The sequence below is a fragment of the Pseudoalteromonas sp. 2CM39R genome, assembly GCF_023161845.1.
In genome coordinates this window covers 1-13,209 of the sequence record NZ_JALNTM010000011.1, presented here as the reverse complement: position 1 = coordinate 13,209, position 13,209 = coordinate 1, and the positions used below count along the sequence as shown (strand labels likewise).

At 39.8% G+C, this 13,209-nt stretch carries 12 protein-coding genes; 5 read left to right on the top strand and 7 right to left on the bottom strand.

All coding sequences use genetic code 11. The features are described 5' to 3' along the window. Positions 1–208: 208 nt before the first annotated feature. Both MTF66_RS22505 and cutA read right to left on the bottom strand, forming a co-directional pair. On the bottom strand, positions 209–2,014 hold the full coding sequence (locus tag MTF66_RS22505) for a protein-disulfide reductase DsbD (protein ID WP_248528891.1): 1,806 nt from the start codon (positions 2,012–2,014) through the stop codon (positions 209–211). After that, a complete protein-coding gene (gene cutA / locus MTF66_RS22500) occupies positions 2,014–2,334 on the bottom strand; it encodes a divalent-cation tolerance protein CutA (protein ID WP_010391672.1) in 321 nt (106 codons plus the stop codon). The genes MTF66_RS22505 and cutA overlap by 1 nt, the downstream gene beginning before the upstream one ends. 240 nt (positions 2,335–2,574) lie before the next feature. On the opposite strand from cutA, the gene MTF66_RS22495 reads away from it, so the two are divergent. From MTF66_RS22495 to MTF66_RS22480, 4 genes are all read left to right on the top strand, one after another. Continuing rightward, positions 2,575–3,054, top strand: a complete 480-nt coding sequence (locus tag MTF66_RS22495; protein WP_010391671.1) for an FxsA family protein — start codon at positions 2,575–2,577, stop codon at positions 3,052–3,054. A gap of 109 nt (positions 3,055–3,163) precedes the next feature. Continuing rightward, positions 3,164–3,451 (top strand): co-chaperone GroES, encoded by a 288-nt coding sequence (locus tag MTF66_RS22490; RefSeq protein ID WP_008113511.1) that lies wholly within the window; start codon positions 3,164–3,166, stop codon positions 3,449–3,451. A 49-nt stretch (positions 3,452–3,500) separates the two neighbouring features. Continuing rightward, positions 3,501–5,150 (top strand): chaperonin GroEL, encoded by a 1,650-nt coding sequence (gene groL, locus MTF66_RS22485; protein ID WP_054202663.1) that lies wholly within the window; start codon positions 3,501–3,503, stop codon positions 5,148–5,150. A gap of 410 nt (positions 5,151–5,560) precedes the next feature. Further along, positions 5,561–6,229: an AbiV family abortive infection protein gene (locus MTF66_RS22480; protein WP_248528889.1), complete on the top strand. Its 669-nt coding sequence runs from the start codon at positions 5,561–5,563 to the stop codon at positions 6,227–6,229. 130 nt (positions 6,230–6,359) lie between these two features. Here MTF66_RS22480 and MTF66_RS22475 read toward each other — a convergent pair whose 3' ends face one another. From MTF66_RS22475 to MTF66_RS22460, 4 genes are all read right to left on the bottom strand, one after another. Next, on the bottom strand, positions 6,360–7,310 hold the full coding sequence (locus MTF66_RS22475) for a hypothetical protein (RefSeq protein ID WP_248528887.1): 951 nt from the start codon (positions 7,308–7,310) through the stop codon (positions 6,360–6,362). A gap of 8 nt (positions 7,311–7,318) precedes the next feature. Further along, on the bottom strand, positions 7,319–7,885 hold the full coding sequence (locus MTF66_RS22470) for a recombinase family protein (RefSeq protein WP_248528885.1): 567 nt from the start codon (positions 7,883–7,885) through the stop codon (positions 7,319–7,321). 131 nt (positions 7,886–8,016) lie between these two features. Continuing rightward, entirely contained in the window at positions 8,017–9,015 is a 999-nt protein-coding gene (locus tag MTF66_RS22465) for an AbiH family protein (protein ID WP_248528884.1), read from the bottom strand. A gap of 141 nt (positions 9,016–9,156) precedes the next feature. Further along, entirely contained in the window at positions 9,157–10,449 is a 1,293-nt protein-coding gene (locus tag MTF66_RS22460; protein WP_248528882.1) for a site-specific integrase, read from the bottom strand. A gap of 283 nt (positions 10,450–10,732) precedes the next feature. Here MTF66_RS22460 and rnk point away from each other — a divergent pair, with 283 nt between their 5' ends. Next, positions 10,733–11,146 (top strand): nucleoside diphosphate kinase regulator, encoded by a 414-nt coding sequence (rnk, locus tag MTF66_RS22455; RefSeq protein ID WP_138571257.1) that lies wholly within the window; start codon positions 10,733–10,735, stop codon positions 11,144–11,146. A 56-nt stretch (positions 11,147–11,202) separates the two neighbouring features. Here the strand turns inward: rnk and MTF66_RS22450 are convergent, their stop codons facing one another. Continuing rightward, positions 11,203–12,699, bottom strand: coding sequence for an NAD(P)H-hydrate dehydratase (locus MTF66_RS22450; RefSeq protein WP_138571256.1), 1,497 nt, complete (start codon positions 12,697–12,699; stop codon positions 11,203–11,205). Positions 12,700–13,209: the final 510 nt, after the last annotated feature.

The following is a 13,209-nucleotide window of genomic DNA, read 5'->3' as shown; positions in this document are numbered from 1 at the left end:
TAATGAGTTAAGCGGTTACCAACTAGTTTTTCTCTAAAAAGTAAGCAGAAAAAAGTAAGATAGCAACAATTTCTCACGTTAACCAACTATTATAGTGATTTCGAAGTAAATAGCAGCAAAATACTGGTCTAATCTCTATTTTGGGGACTATCTTAAGGGGGAGAATAGTGGCACAACATTACCAATCATGTTGTGCCATAAAGAATGGTTATTCAGCGCTGGCACGCACTGCAGCTAGGTGCTTAGCAAAATCATCTGCATTTAAAAAGCCAGTTACACGTTGTGTACTTAACTCTTCACCTTGAGTATTGAAGAATAAAATACTCGGTAAACCAAACACTGAATATGCTTCCATTAGCTCAATTGTTTCATTATCGCTTTGGGTTAAGTCAATTTGAATCAGTTGATAATGACTAAACTCACTTTGCACTTGCGGATCAGGAAATGTGTAATGCTCAAACTCTTTACACGCTACACACCAGTCAGCGTATAAGTCCACCATTACCATACGACCCTCACTATTTGCTTGTGAAACTGCTTGCTTCAACTCGGCTAAGTTAGCAACGTGCTTAAACTCATTGCTTTGCGTGGTTGTTTGCAAGCTCACGTTTTGTGTTGGCCAAAAATAATTTTTGGTTAAATTAAAGCCCGTAAGCACTAATAAAACAGCAATAACCCACAATAAGGTTTTTAATTTACCTTGTGCTTGGGCGCTTTGCCAATGATGAAAATAAAGCGCTGTGGCGATAGCTAATAGACCTGCTAATAGTAAAATTATCTCGATATCGATAATTCGCTCTAACAAAATAAGTGGCACAACTAACATAATAAAACCAAATAAGGTCTTAACTTGTTCCATCCATCCGCCAGCTTTCGGTAATAACTTACCTCCCGATGTACCAAGGAGTAACAACGGTAAACCCATTCCTAGGCTAAGTACATAAAGCGTTAGTCCACCGACTAAGTAATCGCCGCTTTGTGCCACAAATAATAATGCGGCTGATAAAGGCGCAGTGGTACAAGGTGATGCAATAAGCCCTGATAAAACCCCCATCAGGAATACTCCAATGTAGTTACCGCCTTTTTGATTGTTACTCACTTGGGTTAGCTTGTTCATCATGCCGCTGGGTAACTTTATTTCGTACCAACCGAACATCGACATAGCCAACAACACAAACAATAAGCTAAAACTTATCAATACATATGGGTGCTGTAAGTAACCTTGTACTTGTCCGCCTAATGCAGCAACCACTAACCCCAATGCGGCATAGGTAACCGCCATACCTTGAATATAAACAAATGATAGGGCAAATGCTTTTTTGGTAGACAGGTTCTTTTGACCCGCAATTAAGCTAGATAAAATAGGAAACATCGGAAATACACAGGGTGTAAATGCCAAACCTACGCCCACAGCAAAAAATATAGCTAAATTAACCATTAAGCTTTGGCTGGCTAACTGCTCTGTAAAGGTGAGCTCTTTCTCGGGTGTTGCTGTAGTAACAGGTTTTTCTATAGGTTGGCTAAGTGCCGCAAATGCACTACTTGCTGCTGTATTTTCATTAGTATTAGTTTCACTTGCCAGTACACTTAATGGAATGCTGATGATTTCAGGTGGATAACACAGCCCTGCTTTTGCACAACCTTGATAACGCACCTTAACAACGCCATCTTCACTGACATTACTCAACTTGCTAATAACGCTGATAGAATTAAAAAACACCTCAGTTTTGCCAAAAAACTCATCTTCAATTATTTCACCAGAGCCCAACTCAGGCACGTCAATGCTGGCACCTTTGGCAATAATTTCTATTTTGTCTTTATATAGATAATAGTCATCAGCGATATCCCAACCAACAAATAACGTACTGCCTTGCTGGTCAAAATCAAATACAAACGCTTCATTGACTGGTAAAAATGTATGTTGAGTAGGTTTGAGAAAATCTTCAAGGGTATTTTGTGTTGCCCAAGCAGGCGCCATTAAAACACTTAATAAAAAAAATAAAATAAAGCGCATTAATGAAGTACCTCATCCATCCAATTAAAGTAAGCCAAGTTACCCGTTGCCACATCAACAACTTGTATTTCTGGTACTTCGTAGCTGTGAAGATCTTTTAAGGTTAAAAACACATCGTTCATTTTGTCAGCTTTGGTTTTAATTAGTAGCTTCACTTCTGTTGCTTCAGCTACTTCACCTTCCCATATGTAAATAGAACTCATGGCCGGTAAAATATTTACACAAGCGGCTAGTTTCTTTTCTATTAGCGCCATAGCTAATAAACGGGCTTCATCGTTATCTTTGCAAGTGGTAAAAATAAGTTTAAATTGCGTTGTCATAGTGAACCTTTACTTGTTTACGGGGGTCTAGCCCCATAGTAGCTGATAGCGGGTGTAATGTGTAGACACGAACTCTGTCTACATTTTGGGTCTTTGTAGTAAATTGATTTAGACCCGCCACCTGTAACTTTACTAACATTAAAGTTTATTACTTACTCTTATTAGCTTGAAAATAGACCCGACAACCCTCACTTATATTTCATTAGCACCTTAATAAGTGTCATTTTTTTAGAGAGTCTTATGTTTAGAATTTTATTTTTGCTGTTTATCATCATCCCAATTATTGAAATTGCCTTACTAATTCAGGTTAGTGACGTGATAGGTGGCTTCGCAACAATTGCTTTAGTGGTACTAACCGCGATTGTGGGTGCGAAAATGGTGAAACAGCAAGGAATGGGCGCACTACAAAACGTACAAGTGCAAATGGCTCAAGGGCAAATGCCGGCTAAAGAGTTGTTTACGGGTATTTGTGTGATTATTGCTGGCGTACTTTTACTAACACCCGGCATTATGACGGATGTATTTGGCCTACTGCTTCTTACTCCAGCTATTCGCAATAAATTAGCCGCAGGGCTTGCCAGCCAAGCAACGGTGAGAATGAGCGCGAGTATGCATCAAACAGGTACTTCAGGATTTTCACAACCTCATCAATCAATGCATCATGAGCAAGATGAAAACCGTCCCAATACTATAGATGGTGAATACGAGCGAAAAGATTAAAAATTTATCATTTTTTCTCTTGGAATTTTTCACTCTACCCCCATTAATGAAAGCAAATTAGATACACTTTTTTCTGTACTGTTCAGAAACTGTTAGGAGAACTAAAAACATGAACATTCGTCCTTTACAAGATCGCGTAATCATCAAGCGTCTAGAAGAAGAAACCAAGTCTGCTGGCGGTATTGTATTAACTGGCTCTGCAGCTGAAAAATCAACTCGTGGAGAAGTTGTTGCCGTAGGTAATGGTCGCGTTTTAGAAAACGGTGACGTTCGCGCGTTAGAAGTGAAAGCCGGTGACACTGTGTTATTTGGCTCATATGTTGAAAAAACTGAAAAGATCGAAGGTCAAGAATACCTGATCATGCGTGAAGATAATATTTTAGGCATTGTAGGCTAAACCTACTTTTCGTTTAACACACATTTTAAGAATTTAGAGGAAATTAAACATGGCAGCAAAAGAAGTACTGTTTGCAGGCGACGCACGTGCAAAAATGCTAACTGGCGTAAACATTTTAGCAAACGCAGTAAAAGTAACATTGGGCCCTAAAGGTCGTAACGTTGTACTAGACAAATCATTTGGCTCCCCAGTAATCACTAAAGATGGTGTATCTGTAGCTAAAGAAATCGAACTTGAAGACAAGTTTGAAAACATGGGCGCACAAATGGTTAAAGAAGTAGCGTCTAAAGCAAATGATGCTGCTGGTGACGGTACCACTACCGCAACTGTGCTTGCTCAATCTATTGTTAACGAAGGCCTTAAAGCGGTTGCTGCGGGTATGAACCCAATGGATCTTAAGCGCGGTATTGATAAAGCAATCATTGCTGCAACAGCAGAACTTAAAGCTCTTTCTGTTCCATGTTCTGATACTAAAGCAATTGCACAAGTAGGTACTATTTCAGCTAACTCTGATAAAGAGATTGGTGAAATCATTGCTGATGCAATGGAAAAAGTAGGCCGTAATACTGGTGTTATCACGGTTGAAGAAGGTCAATCACTTGAAAACGAACTAGATGTTGTAGAAGGCATGCAGTTTGACCGTGGTTACTTATCTCCATACTTCATCAACAACGCTGAAAAAGGCGCAGTTGAACTAGATAACCCATTTATCTTACTTGTAGATAAAAAAATATCTAACATCCGTGAATTATTACCAACATTAGAAGCGGTTGCAAAAGCAAGCAAGCCTCTACTAATCATCGCAGAAGACCTTGAAGGTGAAGCGTTAGCGACACTAGTAGTGAATAACATGCGTGGTATTGTAAAAGTATCAGCGGTTAAAGCACCTGGCTTTGGCGATCGTCGTAAAGCAATGCTACAGGATATCGCGGTATTAACTGGCGGTACTGTAATTTCTGAAGAAATCGGCCTTGAACTTGAAAAAGCAACAGTTGAAGACTTAGGTACAGCTAAGCGCGTAGTAATCACTAAAGATGATACAACAATCATTGATGGTGCTGGTGAAGAAGACGGTATCAACGGTCGTGTTGCTCAAATCAAAGCACAAATTGAAGAAGCGACTTCTGACTACGATAAAGAAAAGCTACAAGAGCGCATGGCTAAGTTAGCTGGCGGTGTTGCTGTAATCAAAGTAGGTGCCGCTACTGAAATTGAAATGAAAGAGAAAAAAGACCGTGTTGAAGATGCATTACATGCAACTCGCGCAGCGGTTGAAGAAGGTGTAGTACCAGGTGGTGGTGTTGCATTAGTACGTGCTGCTAGCAAGCTAGTTGAGCTACTTGGCGACAATGAAGACCAAAACCACGGTATTAAAGTGGCACTTCGTGCGATGGAAGCACCACTTCGTCAAATCGTTACAAACGCAGGCGATGAAGCATCAGTTGTTATTAACGCAGTTAAAGGCGGAGAAGGTAACTACGGTTACAATGCAGCCACTGGCGAATACAGCGACATGATTGAAATGGGTATCCTAGATCCAACGAAAGTAACGCGCTCTGCATTACAATTTGCAGGATCGATTGCTGGTCTAATGATCACTACAGAGGCTATGGTTGCTGAAATTCCTAAAGAAGAAGCAGCTGGTGCACCTGATATGGGTGGCATGGGCGGCATGGGTGGAATGGGCGGCATGATGTAATCATCATTACCCATATTAACCATTGATTTATAAGGGTTTATCCACTCTACGTAGAGACATATGTAGAGACATGGATAAACCCTTTTGTATACTTAGGTATACACCTGCCCTACTTTCCTATTCTACCTTGCAAATAAAACTAGTTCTTCAGGCTCTCTTTTAAGTTATTTAGATTAGCTCACTGCCCACATTAAGCTATAGGGGGGAGTGTTGGGGGTGCTAAAGCACCTTTGCGATTGCATCGACTCACTACGCTTAAAAAAAACGTGTTTTATATTTATCTGTTTTTTGCTTTTTAATACTTCAGGAAGGAATCTATTGCTTTTCCTAATCAAAAATAATCGCACCTTGTGCATGGCTTAATGTATATTGGTCAATCTGTAAAACACAGTTCAAATTAGGAGGTCATCATGTCCAAGGGATTAGGACAATGGAAAAACACATTAAACCCTGCGCAGGTAGCAGAAGGTATGAATGCGGCAAATAAAAATGCCAAGCGTCTTCTTACTGACGCTGAAATATTATTTAAATTAGGTCGTTATCCTTCTGCAATTTCTTTGGCTATATTATCAATTGAAGAGTCAGGTAAGAGTGATATTTTAAGACAATTAGCGGTTGCTAAAAATGGCGATGAGGTAAAGCAAGCTTGGAAAGCATATAGGTTACATACACAAAAGAATGCTAGCTGGATCTTTCCGTCTTTGGTTCAAGCTGGAGGTTCGAAGCTGGATGACTTTTTAAATATGTATGAAAAAGATGCAGAGCATCCTAGACTTCTAGATAACTTAAAACAAATAGGCTTTTATACTGATTGCCTTGGCAAAGCTAATTGGTCAGTCCCTGAAGAAGTCATAGATAAAAAAAATACCAAAGAAATCATATCTGTCGCAAAACTATTACTTAACAAAAAAGATACCACAGTTCGTGAGATTGAACTTTGGATCAAGCACTTAAAGCCAGTCTGGAATACGCCTGAGAAAGTAGTAAAAGTAGCTTTATTAGAGTGGTTTAATGAAATGAAGAGTGAGGGGTTAATAACTGAAGGAGAATATTCATTCAAAGACTTCATAGGGTTGTGAACACGTACTCTCATCTCTTCTAAAACTGTTGTGTACACCAAGGAAACCACACTGTACACATGTGTACACTAGGCTCTATTTCCTTATAAAGACTATGTGCGGCCTTCCTTTGATGGTTATTCAACGACATCTAGAAGGCGTCATATGAGCTTTCAGGTATTGATACGCCATCCCAATTATCTGGCGCTTCGTCACTCTCTAACGTTCCTGCTTGCTCAAGCCATTTATCCCTTCTGGTAATAGAAATCCCAAGGGTAGAGCCTCTAGCAGTTTTACGTAGGGCTTCCCTAAAGTTATCTTCACCTACAGATTCTATTAGGCTATCTATCTTGGTATATGCCTCTTCTATTAGATAATGTCTGTATTCTTCATTATCCATATCCTTAGGGGTGTAGCTTTTTCCTGAGACAATATCAGAGAGCCTTCTAATCTTTGGAAATCCTCTTGCATCCCAAGTGGAGCTTTTAGCTGCCTCTGTATATCTATTCTCGAGGTTTTTTTGCAGCTGGCGGGTAAAACTATCAAGAGAGCTATAATCTTCCAGCTTACCTTGAATAGCTTCTGCACAAGCTCTAAGGGCTCTCATTACATGGTTTGCTTGTCCTCGACTGCAGCCAATAAGCTTTGTAAGCTCACTAACACTGTAATCATATTTTCCAGCTATCACTAATGATCTAAACTTAGACTGATTGACTTCGTCCTTAGTAACCCCTACACCATGCCCTTGGTTAACTTCTTGAGCCGCAAGGAAAGCCTCTGTGTATGTTCTGTTTCTAATTAGCCTAGCTTTTACCCTAAAATCATCACATTTAGCTTTGTCCATGTACTCTAAGGATGCACTAATACGATGAAAACCATCTATAACAAGCTTCTTTCCAGAAACCTCGAACACAGTTATTGGTTGCTTTATTCCTACTCCATTGTGAAGGTCGTCTAAAATTTCTTTTGATTGGCTCTCTTGCTTAAGCTCTTGAGCGCGTCTTGTATTCTTATCTCTAATTAAATTAGTGTCTCGCCCTTGCATAGCAGGGTCTAAAATCACTTCTCTTGGGTTAATGTCTATAAAACTACTATCAGACATGTATTGGTTCATGGAGGCTTCTCTATCGCTTCTAGAGCTCTTTGTACTGTGGAAAGGGAAACACCAACCTCTTTAGCTATTTTACGCAAAGATATACCCTGAGAGCGTAATAGTCTGATTTGCTGGTGGTTAGTCTTATTGGTAGGACGGCCACGGTATTTACCAGCAGCCTTGGCTTTTTCGATGCCTTCCTGCCTTCTCTCTTGAATCATAGATAACTCGAATTGAGCAACTGCCCCCAACATACTCAGCATTAACTCAGACATTGGGTCAGAGCCACCAGCTTTAAAGCAGAGGCCTTCCTTATGAAACTTCACTTTGACCCCTCTACCATTCCAATCAGTAACAATCTGCTTCAAGTCTAAGAGGTTACGTGCAAGTCTATCAATGCTATGGATATGTACAGTGTCACCTTCCCTGATGTATTCCTTTAGCTCATTTAAGGCTGGTCGTTGAGCAGAGCCGCCACTACATTTATCAACAAACTTCTTTGTAAAACTAATCTCTACGTCAGCAAGTTGTCGTTCCGTGTTTTGGTCTGTAGAAGAGACCCTCATATAAGCTATGTGTGCCAAATCCTGTACTCGTTTAATTCTAAGAGGCGGGAAATAATAATGTGGTCTTAATTTAAAGTAAACCCTAACAGGTACTGTTTGATCACGTTATGACCATACCTGTTTAGGTATACTTAAAAGAGTACAAAGTCTTAAAAGCTAAATATATTTGAATTGAACGTCACATAGACTTTATCTTTGATGCTCTCAGGGGCGTTGCGACCAAATATCCTCTCAATGAGTTCGTTTCTTCTTCTTTCTCCGCGAGCCGCATTAAGCTTTCTAATAGCTGGGTTATACTCAAATATTACTAGCCTAATATCTTTTTCTCGTACCTGATTCGCAATAAGTTCCCACCAAACTTCATCTGTTACACCTAGAGATGATCCAAATATACAAATCACGTCAGCTTCTTCTATTAATTTTTCGCAAGCTAGCTCGACCCCATGCCTTAAAACTAGGTTGCAATCAGGTTTTATAAATTGGTTTGTAATATCTGCATCATCTTGGAAGAATTCATTATGGATCTGAGAGCTGTCATTAACTCCCAATACCATATCAGTGTTTACTGACCCGTGGACATGGAACATAGAATTTAACACGTAATCTTTATTTCTAATGATCATCTTTTGCTGTATGTTCCAGTGCTCGTTTGATTCATCTTCCAACCCTAGAATCGTTTCAAAACTATTTGTATAATTAAAGTTAATTAGATTAAAAGCATTAGTACTTGATGAGAGGGTTTCATAAAAATTCTGGAGTTTAGCTCTATCTCTAGAGCCCATAAATCTCTCTGGCATAAACAAATGTTTGAGGAGGTTGCCTCTAAGGTTGTTTAAGTTTTTCTCTTGGGTACTTTTAAAATTTTGTTGTACGCTTTTCAAATACTCAGCAAGGTCATCTAAGATATTATCTATAAGTACGTCAAACTCATCAACGGAAGATACTTGCTGTAAGTATTCTCCCAGCGAGAGTTCTAAGTCCGACCACTTGTCAGTGCTATTCATCTCATCTGTTAAATGGTTTTTAAATTTTACCAGTACTTTATTTTCTGTGGGCTTTGTTAGGTAATAGTCGTAAAAATCTGAGTACCGCGTATGCAACCCTAAATTAATGTCAAAACCGTTCCCTGTTAGATAAACAGTATTCATAATCTTCTATTAGTCCCATATAATTTGCTGTTTTATCTTATATTAAAGAAAATTAATAAATTGTTCAGCTATTGTTCACTACTTTGTTAAACTTAACTCATGCACAAACAAAACATTTCATTATTTACTTGTATGTGAGCATTAATACAGCCAGTCCCTTTCTATAACTACAGCCGCTCTTTCAGCGTTTTCACAAAGCTTTCTCAATTCTTCACCTTTAGAGTAATAGCCATAAGTCATTGTCTTACCACCTTTATGACCTACAGCAAAAGCCGCACTACTTTCGTCTATACCAGCTCTTTGATAAGCCGTACTCATGTGCACCCTAAATGAATGAAATGTTCGACTTTTATCCTTCGTCACATTAGCTGATTTATAGTTACTAAAGACTCTTGAGGCTTGTTTACCATCCATTCCAATGATGCTTTGACCTACTTCAGAAGCCTCCAAACGCCTCTTTACGATGCCATGAACCCTCTTAGGAAGTGGAACAGTTCTAGTCGCTGATGCTGTCTTACCCTTTCTTATATATAACGCCATTAGCTCACCCTCGATATACACATCATCTTTAGTTACAGCACAAATTTCAGATATACGACACCCAGTGAATAAACCTAAATAAACGAGAGCTTTGATACCTTCATTTTCAGAGTCAGCCCAGCTAATTATTTCGCAAATTTCCTCACGACTGAATAGCTGCTTCTTTTCAATAGTCTTGTCTGCTTCATAATGAGTAAGTATGTGAGAGTCGAAAGGGTTCTCGCGTTTATCAATTTCTGCAATTCTCCACGCATGCTCGTAGATACTTTTCAATCTACTCAAGTGACCCTTAACTGTACTTACTGCTACCTCCTGAATGAGTTCGTCTATAAAACTAATCACCTGCTTTCTTTCAATACCCATTAGCGGCATATCGTGTACGTTTAGGTGCCTCAAGAAACGACTAGCGGTAGACTTCATTTTGACTATAGTATCTTGGTTTCTCTGTTTGTTTTTACGCAACCAATCATTAAGAGCTTCTCTCATGGAATAGGTATACTTTACAGGTATTGTCCCAGTCTTAACTGCTTTAGCTGCTTCTTGTCGTATCTCTGGGTGTTCTTCTGTTCCAACCAAAATAGAGTCTTCAAGCTGATAATATGGTTCATACCTATCACCCCTAGCATCGCGCTTTGCTTGCTCCAAGTTATTATAGAAGCTCATAAAGGTACTACGCCCACCATCAATAGCTTGTTCCTTTTGAACAGCTAACTGCCCTAACAAACTGTCTCTACGTAACCTAGCAGTCTTAATACAGCTCGTTTGAAGTGACTTTACGTAAATCTCTTTACCGTCATATAAGTGCCTAACTTCCTTAGGTATTCTTATTTGAAACATCCAGACATCACGATTCTTACGTTTTTTAAGGTATTTGTTATTACTAGCTTCTGCCATTGTTGAATATACCCAATAGTGGAGACCAATGTAGAGACAAATAATACCACAACCCTTTATTTACAGTACATACAGAGGCTTAAGGCAGATTTGGAAGGCATGATGTAATCATCCCCTAAACACTTAGCTCAAATAAAAACCCAGCTTCGGCTGGGTTTTTAGCAATAGAAATAAAATAAATTCACTAAACAACAATAAAATTAACTCAGTGTATTCCAATGCAACTGAGTTCCTGCAAGCTATACCAGAGTAAATTTTATTTAACATGATTAAGGATATTAAGTTGAATACAAAACCTGAAATTGTCATTTCATCGCTGGATGCAGATAGGTTGTATGCACTGATGGAGTCGTTGCCTGCAAACAGCTTTGCGGGTGAAAAAGAGCTTGAAGCAGAACTTGCACGAGCCAGCATAGTTGAGCCGCACGAAATTCCCGCAACCGTGGTAACCATGAATTCAACTGTGAACTTTGTTGTTGAATCTACAGGCGAAGAGTTTACTTTAACGCTTGTTTACCCAAAAAATATTGACTCAATTGGCGACAAAATATCAATCTTAGCCCCTGTAGGTAGTGCATTACTTGGCCTTTCACAAGGAGATCAAATTGAATGGCCAAAGCCTGGCGGTGGATTAGTAACAGTAACCATCAAAGAAGTTACTTATCAGCCTGAAAGAGCTGGTGAGCTTCACAGATAGTAGCCAAAACAAGCAGCGAAGACATTAGCTAGCACAGCCAGTCACTGCTGCTTTTACTATTTATGATTGAGCAGTGCTCTTACATGCGCAAATAAGTCACTGGCTAACATTCCTCTTTGCCCTGATTGTTCACAGGCTCTATCACCCGCCTTTGCATGTAACACAACGCCATAACATGCTGCCTCACTGGTATTTAATCCTTGAGCCATTAACGCCCCAATTATACCACTAAGCACATCACCACTTCCTCCTACAGCCAAACCAGGGTTACCATTTTCACATATCCAAGTATGCTCGGTATTATCGATTAGCGTACCTGCGCCCTTTAAAATAGAGGTCGCTGCGAAGTTGATCGCACATTGTCGAGCATAATAAAAACGATCAGACTCAACCTCAGAGGTAGTTAAGTTTAATAACCGTGCAGCCTCTGCAGGATGAGGCGTTAGCACGGTATTATTTAATTTATGAGAAGATGATTGCTTAGCTAATAAGTTTAAGGCGTCTGCATCAATAACAGTAGGGATATTGTTTTGCTGGCAATAACGGATTGCCTGATCAAAGGTTTTTTGGGCCCATTCATCTTGGCCTAAACCTGGACCGATAACTACACACGTTGACCATGCTAGGGCATCATCCAAGTGTTCACTAGTTACCATAAGCTCTGGTCGCCCGATGCTCACAGGTAAAACGGCATGTTCATGGGTATACACTTTTACCATTCCAGCACCAGACCTTAATCCACTTTCAGCACTTAATCTAATAGCTCCTGCAGAGCCGTGGTTTCCTCCTATACATAATAACTTTCCATGACTACCTTTATGGCTACTCACTGAGCGCTCAGGCAAAGGTTTAAAGCTGTCTATATTGATAATCTGAGCAGAAGGGGTGGCTAATTTCATAAATTGCTCGCCAATACCTAACTCATCGAAATACAACTGCCCGGCATGCTGCTTTCCTTTAGCCGTGGTGAGTCCTTGCTTTATCCCAACTAATGTCATTGTTTTGGTGGCCATAATGGCTGTTCCTTGAGGACAGCCTGTATCTGCATTAATACCTGACGGCACATCAATACTCAGTATAGGTTTAGTGCTTTCATTTACCGCTTTAATAATAGTAGCAACATTATCGCGTACCGTATTCTCAAGACCAGTGCCGAGTAATGCATCAATTATCACATCACACTCATCGAGTGCATCAGCGCTAAAGTTACAAATTTCACCACCGGCATCAATCCATTGCTTTTGTGCTTTTGCTGCATCTCCGGATAAGGCTTTATTCGGATTAATCGCGCAAACAACTACATGCCGATCTGCTTGTTTGATTAACCGAGCTACCTCATAACCATCTCCAGCATTATTTCCATTACCTGTAATAACTAACGTTTGTTTTGCATTAAAGGTTTTCCAACAGCAAAAAACAGCCTCCGCGGCACGCTGCATCAGCGTGTAAAGGTCTGCGCCGGTAGTATGGACTGCTTGTTCTTCATACCCTTTTATTTGTTTTGACAAATAGGTCAATTGCTCGCACTTAGGTGGCGTTAGTAGTAATGACATAAACAGCTCAATTTAATAAGAATACTTAATTTCATTTTGGGCTTTATAAATTCTTTTTCAAGTAAAACATAGTTATGTAATCTATAAGGCTTTATTTAAGGAGCTATTAATTTTATATAACGAGGATAACCATACAAGAGAAGTTAATAGGAGGTCAGCGTAAAGCAGGGCTTATTTTACCTAAAGCCGGATGCTTTGCACTTCTCTTACATTTGGAGTCGGTGTGCTACTTCGAAGCGACAGCACAGTAGAATGTTGTACTACCCACAGCGCTAGAGAGTACATAATTAATGCTAGACTCTTCTTTATTCGCCGGGAGTCGCTTCGCTCGCCCAACCTACGTGATAGTGCTGGGTGAGTGTGTGCTTTTCACTTTTCTGCAGACGTAAAAAAGCCCGACTCTTTCGAATCGGGCTTTCTCTTATTTGGAGCCTGGTAATGTCCTACTTTCACATAACAAATGCTACACTATCATCGGCGCTGTTTCGTTTCACTACTGAGTTCGGCATG